We start from the raw sequence: 19,830 nt of genomic DNA, 5'->3' as shown, positions 1-19,830 counted from the left end.
CGAGCCCGGCCACCTGACGGCCGGTCCTCCCCCGGAGGGGGGAGGACCGGCCGTCGTGCTGCACGCGGGCCCCGGATCGGCCGATGAGGGGGTGTCGGGCGGGGAGGCCGCCTCGAGTCGTGGAGGACACCGGCCATGGACGGCGGACGGACGGGGAGCACGGGACGCAGCGTCCTGGCCATCGGAGCGCACCCCGACGACATCGAGCTCGGCTGCGGCGGCGCCCTGCTGGCCCACGCCGCGGCCGGCGACACGGTGACGGTGCTCGTCGTCACCGGCGGGGAGAACGGCCCCGGTGACGACCTGCACGTCGCCGGCCGCCGCGCCGAGCAGGAGCGGGCGGCCGAGCTGCTCGGTGCCCGGCTGCTGTGGGGCGGGCTGCACGACTGCGAGGTCGCGGCCGACTCCTCCACCGTCCGCCTGATCGAGCAGGTGCTGCAGTCGACCCGCGCCGACCTCGTCTACGTGCACGCGCCGGACGACAGCCACCAGGACCACCGGGCGGTGGCGAGCGCCACGCTCGCCGCGGCACGGCGGCTGCCCCGCGTGCTGCACTACCAGAGCCCGTCGACCCTGACCTTCACCCCGACCGTCTACGTCGACGTCACGGCCTACGTGACCGGCAAGCTCGCCGCGCTCGCCGCGCACGCCTCCCAGGTGGAGATGTCCGCGATGGTCGAGCCCGACGCCGTCGTGGCCTCGGCCCGCCACTGGGGAGCGCAGGCCCGGATCGGCTACGCCGAGGCGTTCCAGCCCACCCGGATGGTGCTCGACCTCGCGCCCGCTGCTGCCTCCTTCGCCGCCGCCGCCGCCGCCCCCGAGGGAGTGCCCGCCGCGTGGTCGCTGACGCCGTCCGCCGGCACCCGGGCCGGCTGACCGGGCACCGCGGCGGGGGCCTCAGCGGCGGAGCGCCTGGCTCTCCCGGTACGAGCGGTCGCGCACGGCGCGGAGCAGCGCGACCGGCTGCAGGTTCTCGGCGCCCAGGGTCGGCAGGAACCGCAGCGTCTCCGCCTGCGCGTCGGGCACCGCCGGGCCCAGGGTCAGCCGCCCCCACCGCGCCCAGCCGCCGGTGAGCGACGCGGCGAGCAGCTCCCAGCTCGTGCCCGTCCCCTCGCCGCGCGCCCCCAGCAGGACCACGCGGCCGCTGCCGGTCCGGTAGGGCAGCACGGAGGAGAACGTCCGGCCGAGCGGCGCCGGCAGGAACACGTGGCGCAGGCCGGGCGGGCCCCCCGCGGTGTTGACCAGCACGTCCAGCGGCCCGCCGTCCCGGCCCAGCCCCCCGAACCGGACGGCGAGCCCGACGACGTCGGGCAGCGGCTCCGGCAGCCCGGCGCCGCGCGAGACGCGGACCACGACGTGGTGGCTGCCTGCCTCGTCGAGGACCCGGGCGCCCCAGCCGCCGCCGCCGCCGACCACGACGGTCCCGGTGGACGCGTGCCCCCGGGGGTGGAAGACGCGGGCGCCGCACCGCCGTGCCGAGGGCAAGTGCGGACGCCGTGACGGCACGGGGCAGGGAGAGCAGGTCCATGCCGTCCGGCTACCCGACCGGGCGTCCGGCGACCCCTCGTCGCCCTGCGCCGGAGGTGCGGGCGGTGCGCGGCTGACAGACTGGCGGCGACCGCGCAGCCGGCGGTCGCCCGGGCACCCGCCGCGCGGGCCGACGCAGGAGGTGGCGTGGCCGACGACCCGAGCCGGCCCGCCGTCGCGGTCGTCACCGGGGCCGCCAGCGGCCTCGGCGCCGCCGTCGCCGGGGCGCTGACCGCCGCCGGCTGGCGGGTCGCCGCGTTCGACCTGCGGCCCAGCCCGGCGACCGCGCTGGGGGTCGAGGTGGACGTGACCGACGCGGCCGCGGTCGAGGCGGCCGTCGACCGGGTGGAGCGCGAGCTCGGCCCCGTCGGCGCGCTGGTCACCGCGGCCGGCGTGTACGAGATCCTCCCGGTCGAGGAGATCGACGACGCGCGCTGGCACCGGATGATGGCGGTCAACCTCTCCGGCACCGCCAACGCCTGCGCCGCCGTCGTCCCCCGGATGGTCTCCCGCGGTGAGGGCGGCGTCGTCACCGTCTCCTCGGACCTGGGGGTCGGCGGCAGCCAGGGCGACGCCCACTACGCCGCGAGCAAGGGCGCGATCGTCGGGTTCACCCGGGCGCTGGCCACCGAGGTCGGCGGCACCGGCGTCGCCGTCAACACCGTCGCGCCCGGTGCCGCGGACACGCCCATGCTCGAGGACACCTCGCCCTGGCGGTCGGCCGACTTCCTGGGCACGCTGCCGGTCCAGCGGCTGGTCCGTCCCGACGAGATCGCCGCGGCCGCGCTGTTCCTGCTCGAGGCGGGGACGGCGCTCTGCGGCCAGGTCCTCTCCCCGAACGCCGGGGCGACCATCTGATGGCCGCCCGCACGGCACTCGTCCGGTGCGACGACGCCGCGGTGGCCGAGGCCGTCGTGGCGCGGCTGACCGCCGACGGCCTGCGCGTCACCGCGGTGGGTCCCGCGGCCGACCCGGACGGCGCCGTCGCCGGGGCCGCCGGGGACGGCGTGCTGCACGCCCTCGTCTGCGCCGTCGGACGGCCCTCACCAGGGCCGTTCCCCGGCGCCGACCCCGCGCGCTGGTACGCGGGGGTGACGGCCTGCCTGACGCCCGCCTTCCGGCTCGCCCGGGCGGCCGCGCCGGCGCTGCGCCGGTCCGGCGCCGGGCGGCTGGTGTTCCTCGGCAGCGGGTGGACGACGGTCGACCGCCCGCAGGCCACGGCCGACGCGGCGGTGCAGGGGGCGCTGGTGGCGCTGACCAAGACCCTCGCCCGCGACCTCGGCCCGGACGCCGTCACGGTCAACGAGGTCGTCGCCGACCCCGCCGCGCCGCCGTCCCCCGCGGTGGTGGCCGCCGCGGTGTCCTACCTGTGCGGCGACGCGGCCGGGTCGGTCGTCGGGCAGCTGCTCACCCTGGGCCGGGGCGGGCCGCTGCGGCCCTGAGGGTGCTCAGCGGCCGAGCCGGAACGCCACCGCCCGCACCGGGGCCCCGTCGGCCCCGGCCAGCCGCAGCGGCAGCACGCTGACCACCGCGTCCTCGGCCGGCACCGCCCCCAGGCCCCGCAGGTTCTCGACGATCACTCCGCCGGCGCCGAGCACCTCGAGGTGGGCGGCGAACCCGTCGGCGGGTGCGCCCCCGACCACGGTCTCGTCGAGGCTGAGCGCGTCGAGCCCGACGGTGCGGACGCCGGCGGCCACCACGCGGGCGGCGGCGTCCCCGGTCAGGTACGGGTGGTCGAAGTAGGCGTCGGTCCCCCAGTGCTCGTCCCACCCGGTGCGCAGCAGCAGGATGCGCCCGGGGCCGAGCAGGGACGCGCACGGCGCCAGGTCCGCCCACTCGATCCGGCCGTGCGGCGGCTTGCCGCGGACGTCGGCGACGACGGCCGGGCCGAGGAAGTGCTCGAGCGGGAGCTCGTCGACGCGGGCGCCGTCCTCGAGGAAGTGGTACGGCGCGTCGACGTGCGTGCCGGTCTGCGAGCCCATCCGCACGTGCAGGACGTTGTAGCCGTCGGCCGCGACGGTGGCCGCGGGGCTGAAGCGGGCCACCGGGTCGCCCGGGTAGACGGGGGTGTCGTCGTCCAGCGGGTGCGAGAGGTCGACCACCTCGCGGACGGACGGGGCAGGACCGGTCACCGGGGCTCCTCGGGGTCGGCGGTCACGGGCGGGGGTGAGGACCACAGGACCTCACGGGTCGTCGAGGGGCCCAGCCAGGTGCGCGGCGGCGGGGCCTCGTGGGCCGCCGTACCCCGCCCGCCACGGCACCCCTCGTCGGCGTCCGTCCTCGGCATCTCAGCATGCCGGGTCACCTCTGTGAAACGATCGTTGCCCATCAGGCAACCCGGCTCTACCCTCTGCGCACCGCGGTGGCCCGTCCACCGCCACAGCGGGAGGTGCACGTGAGCGGAGCAGAGGTCGCCGAGCAGCGGCGGCCACGGGTGACCGAGGTGGAGCAGCACGGGATCGACACGATCCCGGACGCGGAGCGGACGTCGGGTCCCTTCGACCTGTTCCGGATCCAGTTCGGCGGGGCCAACACCTTCGCCACGGTCATCCTCGGCACCTTCCCGGTGCTGCTGGGCCTGGACCTGGTGCAGGCCGTGGCCGCGACCGTCGTCGGCGTGGTCGTCGGGGCGCTGATCCTCATGCCCATGGGCCTGTTCGGCCCGCGGACCGGCACGAACAACGCGGTGTCCTCGGGCGCGCACTTCGGCGTCCGCGGCCGCGTGCTGGGGTCGTTCCTCTCCCTGCTGACGGCGATCTCGTTCTACTCGATCTCGGTGTGGGTCAGCGGGGACGCCCTCGTCGGCGCCGCCACCCGGCTCTTCGGGACCGGCGACTCCGACCTGCTCCGCGGGGTGATCTACGCCGTCCTCGGCGCCCTGGTGATCGTGGTCGTCATCTACGGCTACCAGCTGATGCTGCTGGTCAACAAGGTCGTGGTGCTGGCCAACACGTCGCTGATGCTGCTCGGGCTGGTCGCCTACGCCACCTTGTTCGACTTCGGCTACGACCCCGGCCCGGAGGCCTACGCGCTCGGCGGGTTCTGGCCGACGTTCGTGCTGTCCGCGCTGATCGTCATGGGCAACCCGGTCAGCTTCGGGGCCTTCCTCGGCGACTGGTCGCGCTACGTCCCGGCCGGCACCCGCCCGTCGCGGCTGATGGGGGCGACGTTCCTCGGCCAGCTGGCCACGCTGGTGCCGTTCCTCTTCGGCGTCGGGACGGCGACCCTCGTCGCCGGTGAGGCCGACTACGTCTTCGCGCTGATCCAGGTCTCGCCGCTCTGGTACGCCGTCCTGCTCATGGTCGTGGCGTTCCTCGGCGGCATGTCGACCGGCGTGACCTCCCTGTACGGCACGGGCCTGGACTTCTCCTCGGTCTTCCCCCGCCTCAACCGGGTGCAGGCGTCGCTGGTCATCGGGGCGCTGGCGTTCGCGTTCATCCTGGTGGGCCGGCTGGTGTTCGACCTGCTGGCCAGCGTCAACGCCTTCATCGGCGCGATCGTCATCTGCACGACGCCCTGGATGATCATCATGATGATCGGCTACTGGGTGCGCCGCGGGTACTACTCGCCCGAGGACGTGCAGGTCTTCAACCAGGGCCGGGTCGGCGGGCGCTACTGGTTCAGCAGCGGGGTGAACTGGCGCGGGATGGCCGCCTGGGTCCCCGCGGCGGTCGTGGGGCTGCTGTTCGCCAACTACCCGCCGCTCATCGTGGGCCCCTTCACCGACGCGGCCGGCGGGGTGGACATCAGCCTGCCCATGTCCCTGGGTCTCGCGGCGGTCGTCTACCTGGCCCTGCTGTTCGCCTTCCCCGAGCCCCGGTACGTCTTCGGACCGGCCGGCCCGCGGCTGGTCCCGGCGAAGGAGGCCGAGGTGGTGCCGGTGACCGACGACCCGCGCGCCTCGGTGCACCGCGCCGGGCGCCGCCCGCAGCCGGTCGCCGGGCAGCCGGTCGCCGGGCATCCGGTCGCCGGGCATCCGGTCGCCGGGCATCCGGTCGCCGGGGAGCCGGTCGACCGGTGAGCGAGCGCACCGACGTCGCCGGCGAGGTGCGCGAGGCGGCCGCCGCTCTCGTAGCGGCGTTCGGACGCAACGACCTGGAGGAGTACCTCGCCTGCTTCCGCGAGGACGCCACGTTCCTCTTCCACGGCACCGACCGGCTGCTGACCTCCCGCGAGGAGTACCGGAGTGAGTGGGACTCCTGGGTGCGGGAGGACGACTTCCGGGTGCTGGGCTGCCGGACCTCCGGCACGCGCGTCCAGGTGCTCGGGGACACGGCCGTGCTGACGCACGCGGTGCGCACGACCGTGGCCACCCGGGCGGGGCGGGAGGAGCTGTGGGAGCGGGAGACGATCGTCTTCTGCCGGGACCCGTCCGGGCGGTGGCTGGCCGTCCACGAGCACCTCTCGCCCGCTCCCGGGGCGGCCGGGTAGCCGCGGTCACGGCTGCACCGGGCCGGCGCGGGCGGTCCCCGTCGCCCGGCGGGTGCCCAGCGGCCCCAGCCGGACGCCCACCTCGACGGTCACGTCGACGACGGCGCCGTCCCCCACGGCGCAGGTGGTGAGGGCGGCGCCGTTGGCCTGCGCCACCTCGCCGGCGGTGGCGCAGGCGGCCGGGTCGCCCACCACCGCCCGGGACGCGGCGGCCAGGGCGGCCAGGTCGGCCGCGGAGCCGGCCCGGTGGCGGGCCACGACCGCGGCACCGACCAGCACCGCGGCCAGGCCGACGGCGGCGAGGACCCCGGCCAGCGCCACGGCCCACACGGTCGCGGACCCGCGCTCCCTCCCCCCGGCCGTCACCCGGCACCCCCGGTGGCGACGCCGGGCTCCAGCCGGGCGACCGCGGTCGCGGCCACGCCGACGCCCAGGTGCACCGCGCCCAGCGGAGCGACCTCGGCGCTGACCGTCACCCGCACCTCGGCTCCCTCGACGGACACCGTGGTCAGCGCCCCGTCGGGGGCGGCGGAGGCGGTGACGGCACGGACGACGGCGAGGTCCTCGCCGCGGGCGGCGGCCCGGGCGCCCTCACGGGCCGCGTCCACGCAGCGCAGCTGCGCACCGACCACGACGACGGCCGCGACGACCGCGGCCAGCACCAGCAGCAGCACGGGCAGGACGACGGCGGTCTCGGCGGTCACCATCCCCGCCTCCCGGCGGTCGTGCGGGACGCCGCCCCGCCGCAGCCGCCGCACCCGGGGCGGCCGTCGCGGCCGCCGCACCCGGGGCGGCTGTCGCGGCCGTCGCACGGTCAGGACAGGACGCCGAGCGCGGACTCGACCAGGTCGCCGAGTGCGCTGACGATCGAGCCGCCGGTCACCACGCGGTAGAGCACCGCGGCGAAGGCGCAGGCGGCGACCGTGCCGACGGCGTACTCGGCGGTGCTCATGCCGGCCTCGGCGGTGGCGGCGACCCGGTCCCAGCGACCGGCGAGCCGTCCGCGGCGGGGCGGCGTCGCCGAGGACGCGGCGCCGTCGGGGTCGGGCTGCTCGGGGTCGGGCTGCTCGGGGTCGGGCTGCTCGGGGTCGGGCTGCCGGGCGGCGGCCTGGGGGGCGGGCGGCTGGTGGGCGGTCACGTGTCCTCCTCGGGGTCCGGCCCCGGTCTGCGGGGCACGCACCGACCCTCGCGGCGCCCGGTGGGCGTCTCCAGGTCCCGGCCGGACCTGTGGGGAACCGGCCGGCCTGTGGACACCGCCCACCCGGACACCGCTCACCCGAACACCTGGCCGGCGATGCCGATGACCAGCGGCGCGATGCCCAGGCAGACGAAGGCGGGCAGGAAGCACAGCCCGAGCGGGGCGAGCACCCAGACGCCCGCGCGGCGCACCCCGGCCTCGGTGCGGCTGCGGGCCGCGGTGCGCGCCTCGCCGGCGAGGGTGTGCAGCGCGGGCACCGCCGCGGCTCCGGACTCCCCCGCCCGCACCAGCACCCGGCTCAGCCCGGCCAGCTCGGCCGGCGTGGCACTCCAGGCCACGTGCGGAGCCGCGCCCAGCCGCAGCCGGCCCGCGACGGTCGCGAGCGCCTCGCCCAGCGGACCCGGGAGGGCCGGCGCGACGGCGGCCAGCGCGCTGCCGACCGGCAGGCCCGCGCCCAGGCAGACGGCCAGCAGGTCGCAGGCCACCGGCAGCTCCGCCGTCACCTGCTCGCCACCGTCGTCCCGGCCCGACGCGCGCTGCAGCAGCCGGTCGGCCACCACGGCGGCGACCAGCCCGCTCACGGCGCCGGCCGCGCCACCGAGCAGCAGGGCCGTGGCGAGGCCGGCGGCCACCGGGAGCAGGAGGCGCCGGCTGCCGCCGGGCGGCGTCCCGGCGACCGGAGGGGAGGCGACGGGCGACGGGCCGGGCGACCGGGCCACGGCCCGCACACGGGCGGCCAGCCGCGCGGTGGACGGCGGCCAGGCGCACAGCGCGGCGGCGAGCAGCAGCGCCGCCAGGGCGGTCGTCACGGCGTCCCGCTCACCGCAGGGCCCGCCGGACCAGCCGCGCCGACCACGCCAGCCCGGCCGCCTCCAGGGCGACGCCGAGGACGAGCAGCACCTGCCCGGCCGCGGTCGTGGTGAGGACCGCCCACGGGGCGGCGCCGATGCCGCTGCCCATCGCCAGCGCCAGCAGCGGCAGCCCGGCCAGCAGCGCGGCACTGGCGCGCGGACCGGCGGTCGCCGAGCACAGCTCCAGCCGCTGCCGCCGGCGGGCGCGCAGGTCGTCCTCGACCGCGCCGGTGACCGCGGCCAGCGAGCAGCCGGTGCGGGCGCTGAGCAGCACCGCCGCGGCGACCCGGTCGAGCGCGCGGTCGAGGTCCGACCGGGCCTCCAGCGGACCCGCGCCCGGGGCACGGAGCGCCCGGGCGAGCGCCGCACCGGACTCGGCGTCGGCGCACACGGCGACGGCGGACCCCGTCGCGGCCTCCAGCGGGCGGCCGCTGCGCAGCTCGGCACCGAGCGCGGCGAGCGCATCGGCGAGGGCGTCGAGCCGCTCGTCGTCGCGGCGCTGACCGCGCTGCCGGACGGCGGCGCGCACGGCGCCGGCGGCCAGCACCCCGGCCAGCACGGCGACCAGCGGGGTGCTCAGCAGCGCTCCCCCGGCGCCGGCCAGCGCCGCGGCGAGTCCGGGCCAGGCCGGCGGCGGCACCGTGGCCGCCCACCGGGTGCGCGCCGATCCCGCGCGGGTCAGCCGGCGCAACCGCCGGCGCCGGTGCACCGACCGGCCGGGCCAGAGCAGCACCGCCGCCGCGACCAGCACCAGCGCCCCGGTCACGCCGCCGTCCCGTCGAGCAGCGCGGCCAGCCGCGGCTCCCCCGGGCACGGGCCGCCGTCGGCCCGCCAGCCCGGTTCGACGGTCACCAGGTCACCGTCGCGGCGGACCACGCCGATCTCGTCGACCCGCCGACCCGCCGGGGTGCGGCGCAGGTGGACGACGACGGCGAGCGCGGCCGCCGCCTGGCTGTGCACGGCCCGGCGGTCGAGGCCCGCGGCGACCCCGAGTGCCTCCAGCCGTGCCGGCACCTCTCCCGGCCGGTTGGCGTGCAGGGTGCCGCAGCCGCCGTCGTGCCCGGTGTTCAGTGCGGCGAGCAGGTCGGTCACCTCGGCGCCGCGGACCTCACCGACCACCAGCCGGTCCGGCCGCATCCGCAGCGCCTGGCGCACCAGGTCGCGCAGCGTCACCCGGCCGACGCCCTCGACGTTGGGCGGGCGGGTGAGCAGCCGGACGACGTGCGGGTGGGCCGGCGTCAGCTCCGCGGCGTCCTCGCACAGCACGATGCGCTCGCCGTCGGGCACCTCGCCGAGCAGCGCGGACAGCAGGGTGGTCTTGCCCGACCCGGTGCCCCCGGTGACGAGGAAGGCCAGCCGCGCGTGCAGCACCGCCCGCAGCAGCCCCTCCGACGCACCGGGCAGCGTCCCGTGCGCGGCGAGCTCCGCCAGCCCCAGCGAGCAGCGGCGCAGCACCCGCAGCGACAGGCAGGTGCCGGCGCCCGAGACCGGCGGGAGGACCGCGTGCAGCCGCGTGCCGTCGGGCAGGCCGGCGTCCACCCACGGCGCGGCGTCGTCGAGTCGGCGTCCGGCGCTGGCCGCCAGCCGCACGGCCAGCCGGCGGACGGCGTCCTCGTCGGGGAAGCGCACCCCGGCCCGCTCGAGGCCGGCGCCGCGGTCCACCCACACCTCGGCGGGGCCGTTGACAAGGACGTCGGTGACCGCGGGCTCGCGCAGCAGGGGCTCCAGCGGTCCGGCGCCGGCCAGCTCGTGGACCGCGTCCCGGACCGCGTCGAGGACGTCGGCGTCCCCGAGCAGGCCGGCCTCCTCCCGCACCAGCGCGGCGACGGCCGCCCGGCTGGGCGGTCCGGGCTCGAGGGCCAGGCGGGCGCGGACCCGCTCGACCAGCGGCAGCGCGCTCACGCCGCCCACCGGGACCGGTCGAGCTCGCCCAGCAGCCGGCGGGTGAGGGCACCGAGGGGACTGCGCGGGGCCACGGACGGCGGCTCACCCCGCTCCCCGCGCGGCAGGGCGCCGCGGTCGTGGCCCAGCTCCGCGGCCACCGGGCGGCCGACCACGGTCGCCACCTCCTGTCCCGACAGGCCGCCGGGGACCGGACGCGCGATCAGGTGGGCCGCCGACCAGGGCGCCGGGCCGGCGGGTGGACCGGACACCAGCAGCCGGGCAGCGGACGCCGCGCGCAGCCGCGCGGGGACGACCAGCACGGCGAGGTCGGCCTCGGCGAGCACGGCCTCGGCCAGCCCGTCACCCCGCGGGCCGGGGCGGGGCAGGTCGACCACCACCGGCCATCCGCAGGCACGGGCGGCGTCGACGACGGCGGTCAGCGCCTCGGCCGGCAGCGGCGCGGGGTCCTCCCGGGAGGCGGCCAGCACGTGCACCCCGCCGACCTCGGGCAGGGCGGCGAGCAGCGCGTCGCCGGCCACCCGGCCACGCACCCCGGTCAGCGCGGGCCACCGCAGCCCCTCGGCGTCCTCGCCTCCCAGCAGCAGGTCCAACCCGCCGCCCCACACGTCGGCGTCGACCAGCAGCACGCCCTCGGTGTCCTCAGCCGCGGTGACGGCCAGCGCGGCGGCCAGCGTGCTGGCGCCGGCACCGCCGCAGCTGCCGCCCACCACGACCAGCCGGCCGCGCTCGACCGGCGAGCGCACGGCGTCGGCGGCACGGGACACCAGCCACGCCTCGTCGTCGGGGAGGACGGCGACGCGCTCGGCGCCCAGCTCGACCGCGGCCGCCCACGCCGGCGCGGGGAGCGGGTGCGCCGCCACGACCACCACGCCCGGCCGCCGGGGCAGCGCACGGACCGCCGGGCTGGCGAGGACGTCGGCACCGAGCAGGACGACCGGGGCCTCCCGGACGGCACGCCGCAGCGCCGGACCGCCGGTGGCGACCTCCGGTTCGGTGCCGGCCGCGGCCAGGAGCCGCAGGACGTCGTCGAGGAGGTCCTCGTCGGTGCTGACGACGAGCGGACGCGAGCGCGGGACGGATGACGGGCGGGAGGGCAGGCGGGGAGGCACGCGACCGAGCCCAGCGCAGCGGGGAGCCGGGGCGGCGCCGCGGCCGGGATCTGTGGATGACCCGGAGGGGTGTGGACGGCGCGCGCGTGCCCGTCGGCACCCCCCGATCCGCTTACAGTCGTGAGCTGTGACCCGCGCCGCGGCGTTCTTCGACCTGGACAAGACGGTCATCGCCAAGTCCAGCACCCTGGCCTTCGGCCGCCCCTTCTTCGCGGGCGGTCTGATCAACCGCCGCGCCGTGCTCAAGGGCGCCTACGCGCAGTTCACCTTCTCCCTCGCCGGCGCCGACGCGGCGCAGATGGAGCGGATGCGGGCGCAGATCACCCGGATGGCCACCGGCTGGGACGTCGCGACGGTGCACGACATCGTCCGGGAGACGCTGCACGAGATCGTCGACCCGCTGGTCTACGCCGAGGCCGCCGACCTCATCGAGGAGCACCGGGCGGCCGGGCGGGAGATCGTCATCGTCTCCAGCAGCGGCGCGGAGATGGTCGAGCCGATCGGCGAGATGCTCGGCGCCGACCGCGTGGTGGCCACCCGGATGGTGACCGCCGACGGCCACTACACCGGCGAGATCGACTTCTACGCCTACGGCGAGAACAAGGCCGTGGCGATGCGGCAGGTGGCCGCCGAGAGCGGCTACGACCTGGCCGACTGCTACGCCTACAGCGACTCGGTCACCGACCTGCCCATGCTCAGCGCCGTCGGGCACCCCACGGCGGTCAACCCCGACCGGGCACTGCGGCGGGCCGCCGCCGAGCGGGGCTGGCCGGTGCTGGAGTTCACCCGGCCGGTGGCCATGCGCTCGCGCTTCCCGGTGCCACCGGCGCCGGTGGTGACCGGCGCGGCCGTGGGCGTGGGCGCGGCGGTCGCGGGGCTGGCCTGGTACGCGCGGCGGCGGGCGCTGCGCGTCGTCCCGGCCGCGGTCGCGCCCCCGGTGCCCGCGGTGCCCGTCGCCGGCCGCTGGCGACGCCGCGGCGCCTGAAGGAGGGCCGCTGGTCAGAACGGGAGCCGCTCGCGGACGCCGTCGGCCAGCGTGCGGACGGCCGACACCGGCGTGAACGCCCGGGCCGCCTCGGTGAGCGCCGCCTGCTCGTCGGGGCGCAGCTCGACGTCGCCGGCCGCGGCGTTGGCCTCCACCTGCTCCACGCCGGACGCGCCGGGGATGACGACCACCTGCGGCAGCGAGACCAGCCAGGCGAGGGCGATCGTCCCGGGACGCACGCCGTGCGCGTCGCCGACGTCGCGGAGGACGTCGAGCAGCGGCTGCACCCGGCGCAGGTTCTCCGTGCCGAACAGCGGGTTGGCCGCCCGCACGCCACCCGGCCGGTGGTCGACGTCGTAGCGGCCACCGAGCAGCCCCTGCGCCAGCGGGCTGTAGGCGATGACGACCCGCTGCTCGCGCTCGGCGAAGGGTACGAGGTCCGCCAGCGCGCCCGGCCGGGCGAGGGAGAACTGCACCTGGTTGCTGACCACCGGGCGGCCCAGCGCGGCGTCGGCGGCCCGCCAGCGCGCCGGCGAGTAGTTGGAGACGCCGACCGCGCCGATGCGGCCCTCGTCGAGCAGCGTGCGCAGCCCGGGCATCGTCACGGTGTCGGGGACGACGGGGTTGGGCTGGTGCACCTGGTACAGCGGGATCCGCTGGAGCCCCAGCCGCCGGGCGCTGCCCTCGAGCCGGTTGCGGACCACCGGCGGGAACGGCGCCACCGGGAAGAGCTTCGAGGCGACGACGACCTCGGCGCGCTCGTCGCCCAGCGCCTCGCCGAGGATCCGCTCGCTGCGGCCGAAGCCGTAGACCTCCGCGGTGTCGAAGAGGGTCACGCCCAGGTCGCGGGCGCGGCGCACGATGTCCTTCGCCGCCCCGGAGGCGTACCCCTCGCCGTAGCCCCACTCGCGGGAGCCGAACTGCCAGGTGCCCAGGCCGATCCGGCTGACCCGGCCGACCCCGTCGACGTCGAGATAGCGCATCCGCCCACCCTCTCCCGGGCCGGTGCGGGCCGCAGGGCGGACGGCGGGCGGTCAGCCGCGCAGGATGGCCTCGGCGATCGCCAGGCCCTCGCGGGCGCCGAGCTCGGTGGCCCGGCAGCAGTGGACCAGCCAGGCGGCCACGCCGTCGGGGCCCCCGGAGGCGTAGCCGGCCAGGCGTCCGCGGTACTCCTCGGCGCCCAGCTCGGCGAACCCGACCTCGGGCACCGACACGGCCTTGGGGTCCAGGCCGCGGCCGATCGTGGTGAGCCGGCCGGCGGCGCGGGCGACGACGCCGTCGGCGGTGCCGAACGGTGCCAGCGCGGCGAGCTCGCCGTGCACCAGGCCGGCGACGAGCACCGCCGGCACCGCCGAGGTGCTCGTGACCACCTGGAGGAGGCCGTTCAGCCGGGGCCCGGCGTGCGGTGCGGGCCGGCCGAGGTCGGCGCGGTCGACCAGGTCGGCGGCGGCCAGCACGTGCAGCCGGGCGAGCACCTGACCGGGCGCCCGCGACCAGGTGTCGACCATGGACCCGAGCCCGACCGAGACCCGCAGCGAGCCCTGCACGACCGGGTCGTCCACCGAGCCGGCGCGCAGGTCGGCCAGCGCCACGTCGACCCCGTCCAGGGCCGCGGAGGCGCGGGCGCCGCGCAGCGCCGACTCGCTGCTGACCTCGGCCGACCGGTTGCGCATCAGCCGGTGCGCCAGGAGCCGGTCGATGCCGGCGCGCGCGGCGTCGGCGGCCTCACGGACCCCGGGGAGGTCGAGCAGCGGAGCCAGCGGGTCGGCGCCGGCGGACGCGGCGGCGGGGCGGCCGGCCCCCGGCCGGACGGGGATGGTCACGCCCCGACGGTACGAGCCGCCGGGGTCCGCCCCGACAGGGCCGTCCCCGTCCGGAGCCGCCGCGCGCGCTGTCCTACGCTCGGCGACCACCATGGCCCGTCCGCTCACCCTCCTCCTCGTCCGGCACGGCCAGAGCGAGTGGAACGCCGCCGGGCTCATGCAGGGCCAGACGGCGCACGTGCCGCTCACCGCGCTGGGTCACGAGCAGGCCGCGGCCGCGGCGCGCGAGCTGGCCGCCCTGCGGCCGGGGGCGGTGCTGTCCAGCGACCTGCGCCGGGCGGTGCAGACCGCCGAGCACTGCGCCCGCGCCACCGGACTGCCGTTCACCACGACGCCCGCGCTGCGCGAGCAGGGCTACGGGGTGCTGGAGGGCCGGCCCTCCCGGGAGCTGTGGGACGTCGTCGACTGGACCGATCCGCACTGGTCGGCCGAGGGCGGCGAGAGCCTGGCGCAGCTGCACGCGCGGGTCGCGGACCTCCTCGCGCGGCTGCGGGCCGAGCCACCGGTCGGCGTCGTCGCGCTGGTCACCCACGGGGACACCATCCGGGCCGCGCAGGCGGTCGCGGCCGGGCTCGGCCCCGCGCAGATGCCCGCGGGAACGCCGCACAACGGCACGGTCACCCGCCTGGACCTCACCGCGGGAACGGCACCGTGAGCAGGGTGCTCGTGCTCGGCGGGTCGCGGTCGGGGAAGTCGGCGCACGCGGAGGCGCTGGTGGCCGGCCGCGCCGACGTCGTCTACCTGGCCACGTCGACGCCGGCCGGCGGCGACGACGAGTGGGTACGGCGGGTGGCCGCCCACCGCGCCCGCCGCCCGGCCGGGTGGACGACGCTCGAGACGACGGCGCCCAGCGACCTGCTGCGCGGTGGCACGGTGCTGGTCGACAGCGTGACCACGTGGGTCGCGGCGCTCATGGACGAGACCGGGGTGTGGACCGACGAGCCCGGCGCGCTCGACCGGCTGGCCGGCCGCTGCGACGCGCTGGTCAACTCCTGGACGATGACGCCGGCGCACGTGGTCGCGGTCAGCGACGAGGTCGGCCTCGGCGTGGTGCCCGAGACCCGGTCGGGACGGCTGTTCCGCGACACCCTCGGCGAGGTCAACCAGCGGCTGGCCGGCACCGCCGACGAGGTCTGGTTCGTGGTCGCCGGCCTGCCGCAGCGCCTGCGGTGAGCGCGCGGCGCCCGTGGGCCGGCCCGCTGGAGTCGGTCGCGCTGCTCACCGTGGTGAGGGTGCCCGCGGCTGCCGCGGCCTCGACCCGCGGCGTGCTGCCGTGGGCGCCGCTGGTCGGCCTGGCGCTCGGCGGCGGAGCGGCCGGCGTCGGCGTGCTGGGTGCCCACCTGGTGTCCCCGCTGGCCGGGGCGGTGGCCGCACTGGCCGCCCTCGCGGCGCTGACCCGGGCGCTGCACCTCGACGGGCTGGCCGACACCGCCGACGGGCTGGGGCCGCTGCGCGGCCGTGAGCGGGCCCTGCAGGTGATGCACCAGGGCGACGTCGGCCCGTTCGGCGTCGTGACGCTCGTGCTCACGCTGCTGGTGCAGGCGGCGGCCGGGGCGGCCCTGCTCGAGCGGGACGGCGGCTGGCTCGCGCTGTGGACGGCGGTGGCCGTGGCCCGGCTGGCGATGGCCCGCACCGGCCTGCCCGGCGTGCCGACCGCCGCGGGCTCGGAGCTGGGTCGGGCGGTCGCCGGCACGGTGTCGGCGCCGTGGCTGGCCGCCTGGGTGCTCACCGTGGGCGTGCTCGCCGGGGCGGCTGCGTGGCTGGTCGCCGGTCCCGGCGCCGCGGCGGCACTGGTGGGCGCGTCGGCCGCCGGGCTGCTCGCGGCCGAGGGCGTGCGGGTACGGGCGACGGCCCGCCTCGGCGGGATCACCGGGGACGTGATGGGGGCCATGGGCGAGGCGGCGGCGACCGTCGTGCTCGTGGTCGCCGCCGCCTCGCTGCCCTAGCGGCCGCGCCGGCCCCGTCCCGGGCCCCCCTGAGCTCGCGGAGGGTGGGAGGACGGGGCCCTCCGATCAGCGGCGGCGGGTCAGCGAGCCGAGCAGCCGGCCCAGCCCGCCCGAGGCCGCCGTGGTCGGGGCCCCGCGCCCCATGCGCCGGGTCGGGGTCCCGGCGGACATGCGGGTGCGGCCCATGCCGCGCGTGGTGCCCGTGGTGCGGCCCATGCCGCGCCCGGTCGTGGCACGCCCCGCGGTGGCGCGGCCTCCGGCGGCGCCCCGACGAGCCGTGGTCTCAGCAGTTCCGAGGAGTCGGTTCAGGATGCCCATGCAGGTCAGGTACCCAGTAGTCGAGCGCGCGAACCCGTGTGGTGGCCCTTCTGCAGGGGCCCGCCGCGAGCGTGCGAGCGGCGGGGCGGGAGGGTCCTCCCTCACGCCGACGCACCCTGCTGAGCCGGGGTCTCGCCGCCCTCCAGGTCGCCCTCGGTGTCGAGGTAGGCCTGCCGCAGCTCGGCCAGCAGCGCCGGGTCCGGCTCGGCCCACATGCCCCGGTCCACCGCCTCGAGCAGCCGCTCGGCGATGCCGTGCAGCGCCCACGGGTTGGACCGCTCCATGAACTCCCGGTTCTCCGGGTCCAGCACGTAGGTCTGGGTGAGCTTCTCGTACATCCAGTCGGCGACCACGCCGGTCGTGGCGTCGTAGCCGAACAGGTAGTCCACGGTCGCGGCCAGCTCGAAGGCGCCCTTGTACCCGTGCCGGCGCATCGCGGAGAGCCACTTGGGGTTGACCACTCGCGCCCGGAAGACCCGCGAGGTCTCCTCGGTCAGCGACCGGGTGCGCACCTGCTCCGGCCGGGTCGAGTCGCCGATGTAGGCCGCGGGCGCCTTCCCGGTCAGCACGCGGACGGTGGCCACCATCCCGCCGTGGTACTGGAAGTAGTCGTCGGAGTCGGCGATGTCGTGCTCGCGGGTGTCGACGTTCTTCGCCGCCACCGCGATCCGCCGGTAGGCCGACTCCATGTCCGGCCGGGCCTGCACGCCGTCGAGGTCGCGGCCGTAGGCGTAGCCGCCCCAGACCGCGTACACCTCGGCCAGGTCGGCGTCGCCCCGCCAGTCCCGCGAGTCGATCAGCGACAGCAGCCCCGCCCCGTAGGCGCCGGGTTTGGAGCCGAACACCCGGGTGGTCGCCCGCCGGCGGTCGCCGTGCCCGGCGACGTCGGCGTCCACGTGGGCCCGCACGAAGTTCCGGTCCGCCGGCTCGTCCAGCCCCGCCACCAGCGTCACCGCGTCGTCGAGCATGGTCACCACGTGCGGGAAGGCGTCCCGGAAGAACCCGGAGATGCGCACGGTGACGTCGATCCGCGGCCGGCCGAGCTCCTCCAGCGGCACCGGCTCGAGCGAGGTCACCCGCCGCGACGCGTCGTCCCACACCGGGCGGACGCCGAGCAGCGCGAGCACCTCGGCGACGTCGTCGCCCGAGGTCCGCATCGCCGAGGTCCCCCACACCGACAGCCCCACCGAGGGCGGGTACTCGCCCGTGTCGGCCAGGTACCGCTCGACCAGCGACTCGGCCATCGCCTGCCCGGTCTCCCACGCCAGCCGGGAGGGCACCGCGCGCGGGTCGACGGAGTAGAAGTTGCGCCCGGTCGGCAGCACGTTGACCAGCCCGCGCAGCGGCGAGCCCGACGGCCCGGCCGGCACGTAGCCGCCCTCGAGGGCGTGCAGGGTCGCGTCGAGCTCGTCGGTGGTGCGCTCCAGCCGCGGCACCACCTCCTCGACGGCGAACCGCAGGACGGCGGCCACGCCCTCGTCCTCGCGGCCCAGGACCTCCCGCACGACCGGGCCGACGGCCTCCGCCGTCCAGCCCCGGTCCTCCATGCCGGCGACCAGCGCCCCGGCGGAGGCCTCGACGGCGTCGGTGGCGTGCAGCCCGGCGGAGCCGTCCTCGGCCAGGCCGAGCGCCTCCCGCAACCCGGGCAGCGCGACCGCGCCGCCCCAGATCTGCCGGGCCCGCAGCATCGCCAGCACCAGGTCGACGCGGGCCGAGCCCGACGGCGGGGTGCCCAGCACGTGCAGGCCGTCGCGGATCTGCGAGTCCTTGATCTCGCAGAGCCAGCCGTCGACGTGCAGGATCATCTCGTCGAAGTGCTCGTCGGCCGGCCGCTCGTTGAGCCCCAGGTCGGCGTCGAGCCTGGCCGCCTGCAGCAGCGTCCAGATCTGCGCGCGGACGGCGGGCAGCTTCCCCGGGTCCATCGCCGCGATGTTGGCGTGCTCGTCGAGCAGCTGCTCCAGCCGGGCGATGTCGCCGTAGGAGTCGGCGCGCGCCATCGGCGGCACCATGTGGTCGACCAGCGTGGCGTGCGCGCGGCGCTTGGCCTGCGAGCCCTCGCCGGGGTCGTTGACGAGGAACGGGTAGACCAGCGGCAGGTCGCCGATCGCGGCGTCGGGTCCGCACGAGGCCGACAGGCCCACCGTCTTGCCGGGCAGCCACTCGAGGTTGCCGTGCTTGCCCACGTGCACCAGCGCGTGCGCGCCGAAGACCGACCGCAGCCACCAGTAGGCGGCCAGGTAGTGGTGCGAGGGCGGCAGGTCGGGGTCGTGGTAGATCGCGATCGGGTTCTCGCCGAAGCCGCGCGGCGGCTGCACCATCACCACGACGTTGCCCGCCCGCAGCGCGGCGAAGACGATGGCGCCGTCGCTCCCGTCGACGAACAGCGAGCCGGGGGCCTCGCCCCAGTGCTCGGTCACCGCCGCGCGCAGGTCCTCCGGCAGCGTCTCGAAGAACGCCCGGTACTCCGCCGCCGGGATGCGCACCGGGTTCCCCGACAGCTGCTCGTCGGTGAGCCAGTCGGCGTCCTGTCCACCCGCGGCGATGAGCGCGTGCACCAGCGCGTCGCCGTCGAGGTCGGCCACGCCGGGCAGCGCGTCGGGGCCGTCGAACGGGCCGACGTCGTAGCCCTGCCCGTGCATGGCGGCCAGCAGCCGCACGACCGAGGCGGGCGTGTCCAGCCCGACGGCGTTGCCGATCCGGGCGTGCTTGGTCGGGTAGGCCGACAGCATGACCACGATCCGCCGCTCGGCCGGCGGGGTGTGCCGGAGCCGGGCGTGCGCCACCGCCGTCCCCGCCACCCGCGCCGCGCGCTCGGGATCGGCCACGTAGGTGGTCAGGCCGTCGGAGTCGGTCTCCTTGAAGGAGAACGGCACGCTGATCAGCCGGCCGTCGAACTCCGGGATGGCGACCTGGTTGCCGACGTCGAGCGGGGAGAGCCCGTCGTCGTCGGCCAGCCAGTCGGCGCGCGAGCGGGTCAGGCACAGCCCCTGGACGACGGGCACGTCGAGGGAGGCGAGCTGGCCGACGTCCCAGGCGCCGTCGTCGCCCCCGGCCTGCGCGGTGGCCGGGCGCGAGCCGCCGGCGGCGAGCACGGTGACCACCAGCGCGTCGGCGGTGCGCAGGACGTCGAGCAGCTCGTCGGAGACGCTGCGCAGCGACGAGGTGAACACCGGCAGCGCCTGGCCACCGGCGTCCTCGACCGCGCGGCACAGGTCCTCGACGAAGGCGGTGTTCCCCGCGAGGTGGTGCGCCCGGTAGTAGAGGACGGCGATCCGCGGCCCGCTCGTGGTGCCGGCGGTGCGCTCCAGGACGCCCCAGTCCGGCGCGACGGCGGGCGGCTCGAACCCCTCGCCGGTGAGCAGCACGGTGTCGGAGAGGAACCGGTGCAGCTGCACGAGGTTGTCCGGCCCGCCCTGCGCGAGGTAGCCGTGCGCCTCGGTGGCCACGCCCATCGGGACGGTGGACAGCTCCATCAGCTCGGCGTCGGGCACCTGCTCCCCACCGAGGACGACGACCGGCGCGGGCCCGGCCAGCAGCGGCGCGAGCATCTCCTCGTACTGCCGGCGCACGCCGAGGATGCGGACGACGACCAGGTCGGCTCCCGCGGTCAGCGCCGCGACACCGTCGTCGCCGAGCCGGACGGGGTTGCCGAGCCGCCAGTCCGCGCCGCTGGCGCGGGCGGAGAGCAGGTCGGTGTCACTGGTGGAGAGCAGGGCGAACACGCTGCGTCCTCACTC

The 19,830-nt window shown here is 77.6% G+C and carries 22 protein-coding genes; 9 read left to right on the top strand and 13 right to left on the bottom strand.

What is annotated here, in order from left to right:
- Positions 1–135 precede the first annotated feature (135 nt).
- Positions 136–876, top strand: coding sequence for a PIG-L deacetylase family protein (locus JOD57_RS15195; protein ID WP_204692784.1), 741 nt, complete (start codon positions 136–138; stop codon positions 874–876).
- A 21-nt stretch (positions 877–897) separates the two neighbouring features.
- Here JOD57_RS15195 and JOD57_RS15190 read toward each other — a convergent pair whose 3' ends face one another.
- A complete protein-coding gene (locus tag JOD57_RS15190) occupies positions 898–1,485 on the bottom strand; it encodes a hypothetical protein (protein ID WP_204692783.1) in 588 nt (195 codons plus the stop codon).
- Between the two features lie 189 nt (positions 1,486–1,674).
- Between JOD57_RS15190 and JOD57_RS15185 the strand changes: the two genes are divergently transcribed.
- Both JOD57_RS15185 and JOD57_RS15180 read left to right on the top strand, forming a co-directional pair.
- Entirely contained in the window at positions 1,675–2,385 is a 711-nt protein-coding gene (locus JOD57_RS15185; RefSeq protein WP_204692782.1) for an SDR family NAD(P)-dependent oxidoreductase, read from the top strand.
- Positions 2,385–2,969 carry an SDR family oxidoreductase gene (locus JOD57_RS15180; protein WP_204692781.1) on the top strand — a complete coding sequence of 195 codons (585 nt, stop codon included), beginning with the start codon at positions 2,385–2,387 and terminating at the stop codon, positions 2,967–2,969. The genes JOD57_RS15185 and JOD57_RS15180 overlap by 1 nt, the downstream gene beginning before the upstream one ends.
- A 6-nt stretch (positions 2,970–2,975) precedes the next feature.
- On the opposite strand, the gene JOD57_RS15175 is transcribed toward JOD57_RS15180, so the two are convergent.
- Positions 2,976–3,659, bottom strand: a complete 684-nt coding sequence (locus JOD57_RS15175; protein WP_204692780.1) for a cyclase family protein — start codon at positions 3,657–3,659, stop codon at positions 2,976–2,978.
- Between the two features lie 263 nt (positions 3,660–3,922).
- On the opposite strand from JOD57_RS15175, the gene JOD57_RS15170 reads away from it, so the two are divergent.
- Together JOD57_RS15170 and JOD57_RS26935 are read left to right on the top strand one after the other, a co-directional pair.
- On the top strand, positions 3,923–5,548 hold the full coding sequence (locus JOD57_RS15170; protein ID WP_307824705.1) for a purine-cytosine permease family protein: 1,626 nt from the start codon (positions 3,923–3,925) through the stop codon (positions 5,546–5,548).
- On the top strand, positions 5,545–5,958 hold the full coding sequence (locus JOD57_RS26935; RefSeq protein ID WP_204692778.1) for a YybH family protein: 414 nt from the start codon (positions 5,545–5,547) through the stop codon (positions 5,956–5,958). Before JOD57_RS15170 ends, JOD57_RS26935 begins: the two co-directional genes overlap by 4 nt.
- 6 nt (positions 5,959–5,964) lie before the next feature.
- Here the strand turns inward: JOD57_RS26935 and JOD57_RS15160 are convergent, their stop codons facing one another.
- From JOD57_RS15160 to ssd, 7 genes are all read right to left on the bottom strand, one after another.
- A complete protein-coding gene (locus JOD57_RS15160; protein ID WP_307824704.1) occupies positions 5,965–6,324 on the bottom strand; it encodes an Rv3654c family TadE-like protein in 360 nt (119 codons plus the stop codon).
- On the bottom strand, positions 6,321–6,665 hold the full coding sequence (locus JOD57_RS15155) for a TadE family type IV pilus minor pilin (protein ID WP_204692776.1): 345 nt from the start codon (positions 6,663–6,665) through the stop codon (positions 6,321–6,323). Before JOD57_RS15155 ends, JOD57_RS15160 begins: the two co-directional genes overlap by 4 nt.
- Positions 6,666–6,772: 107 nt before the next feature.
- A complete protein-coding gene (locus tag JOD57_RS26930) occupies positions 6,773–7,096 on the bottom strand; it encodes a DUF4244 domain-containing protein (RefSeq protein ID WP_307824703.1) in 324 nt (107 codons plus the stop codon).
- Positions 7,097–7,230: 134 nt separating this feature from the next.
- A complete protein-coding gene (locus JOD57_RS15145) occupies positions 7,231–7,965 on the bottom strand; it encodes a type II secretion system F family protein (protein ID WP_307824702.1) in 735 nt (244 codons plus the stop codon).
- 10 nt (positions 7,966–7,975) lie between these two features.
- Positions 7,976–8,773 carry a type II secretion system F family protein gene (locus JOD57_RS15140; protein WP_204692775.1) on the bottom strand — a complete coding sequence of 266 codons (798 nt, stop codon included), beginning with the start codon at positions 8,771–8,773 and terminating at the stop codon, positions 7,976–7,978.
- Positions 8,770–9,909, bottom strand: a complete 1,140-nt coding sequence (locus JOD57_RS15135; protein WP_204692774.1) for a TadA family conjugal transfer-associated ATPase — start codon at positions 9,907–9,909, stop codon at positions 8,770–8,772. Before JOD57_RS15135 ends, JOD57_RS15140 begins: the two co-directional genes overlap by 4 nt.
- Positions 9,906–11,021, bottom strand: a complete 1,116-nt coding sequence (gene ssd, locus JOD57_RS15130) for a septum site-determining protein Ssd (protein ID WP_307824701.1) — start codon at positions 11,019–11,021, stop codon at positions 9,906–9,908. The genes JOD57_RS15135 and ssd overlap by 4 nt, the downstream gene beginning before the upstream one ends.
- A 127-nt stretch (positions 11,022–11,148) precedes the next feature.
- On the opposite strand from ssd, the gene JOD57_RS15125 reads away from it, so the two are divergent.
- Positions 11,149–12,006, top strand: coding sequence for an HAD family hydrolase (locus JOD57_RS15125; protein WP_204692772.1), 858 nt, complete (start codon positions 11,149–11,151; stop codon positions 12,004–12,006).
- A 14-nt stretch (positions 12,007–12,020) separates the two neighbouring features.
- Here the strand turns inward: JOD57_RS15125 and JOD57_RS15120 are convergent, their stop codons facing one another.
- Entirely contained in the window at positions 12,021–12,989 is a 969-nt protein-coding gene (locus JOD57_RS15120) for an aldo/keto reductase (protein WP_204692771.1), read from the bottom strand.
- 51 nt (positions 12,990–13,040) lie between these two features.
- Positions 13,041–13,829, bottom strand: coding sequence for a Fic family protein (locus tag JOD57_RS15115; protein WP_204692770.1), 789 nt, complete (start codon positions 13,827–13,829; stop codon positions 13,041–13,043).
- Between the two features lie 91 nt (positions 13,830–13,920).
- Between JOD57_RS15115 and JOD57_RS15110 the strand changes: the two genes are divergently transcribed.
- Genes JOD57_RS15110 through JOD57_RS15100 form a run of 3 tightly spaced genes read left to right on the top strand, consistent with a single transcriptional unit; the run spans position 13,921 to position 15,775 of the window.
- Positions 13,921–14,484, top strand: a complete 564-nt coding sequence (locus tag JOD57_RS15110) for a histidine phosphatase family protein (protein WP_204692769.1) — start codon at positions 13,921–13,923, stop codon at positions 14,482–14,484.
- The gene (gene cobU, locus JOD57_RS15105; RefSeq protein WP_204692768.1) at positions 14,481–15,002 is read left to right on the top strand and encodes a bifunctional adenosylcobinamide kinase/adenosylcobinamide-phosphate guanylyltransferase; all 522 of its coding nucleotides are present in this window, start codon (positions 14,481–14,483) and stop codon (positions 15,000–15,002) included. The genes JOD57_RS15110 and cobU overlap by 4 nt, the downstream gene beginning before the upstream one ends.
- Positions 14,999–15,775, top strand: coding sequence for an adenosylcobinamide-GDP ribazoletransferase (locus tag JOD57_RS15100; protein WP_307824700.1), 777 nt, complete (start codon positions 14,999–15,001; stop codon positions 15,773–15,775). The genes cobU and JOD57_RS15100 overlap by 4 nt, the downstream gene beginning before the upstream one ends.
- A 66-nt stretch (positions 15,776–15,841) precedes the next feature.
- Here the strand turns inward: JOD57_RS15100 and JOD57_RS25475 are convergent, their stop codons facing one another.
- Both JOD57_RS25475 and cobN read right to left on the bottom strand, forming a co-directional pair.
- Positions 15,842–15,991: a hypothetical protein gene (locus tag JOD57_RS25475; protein ID WP_239568510.1), complete on the bottom strand. Its 150-nt coding sequence runs from the start codon at positions 15,989–15,991 to the stop codon at positions 15,842–15,844.
- 203 nt (positions 15,992–16,194) lie between these two features.
- Positions 16,195–19,815 carry a cobaltochelatase subunit CobN gene (cobN, locus tag JOD57_RS15090; protein ID WP_204692766.1) on the bottom strand — a complete coding sequence of 1,207 codons (3,621 nt, stop codon included), beginning with the start codon at positions 19,813–19,815 and terminating at the stop codon, positions 16,195–16,197.
- Positions 19,816–19,830 lie beyond the last annotated feature (15 nt).

This window comes from Geodermatophilus bullaregiensis, from assembly GCF_016907675.1.
Classification (GTDB): Bacteria; Actinomycetota; Actinomycetes; order Mycobacteriales; family Geodermatophilaceae; genus Geodermatophilus; species Geodermatophilus bullaregiensis.
Note: the sequence above shows the minus strand (reverse complement) of the source record. Positions and strands in the feature narration are given on the sequence as shown.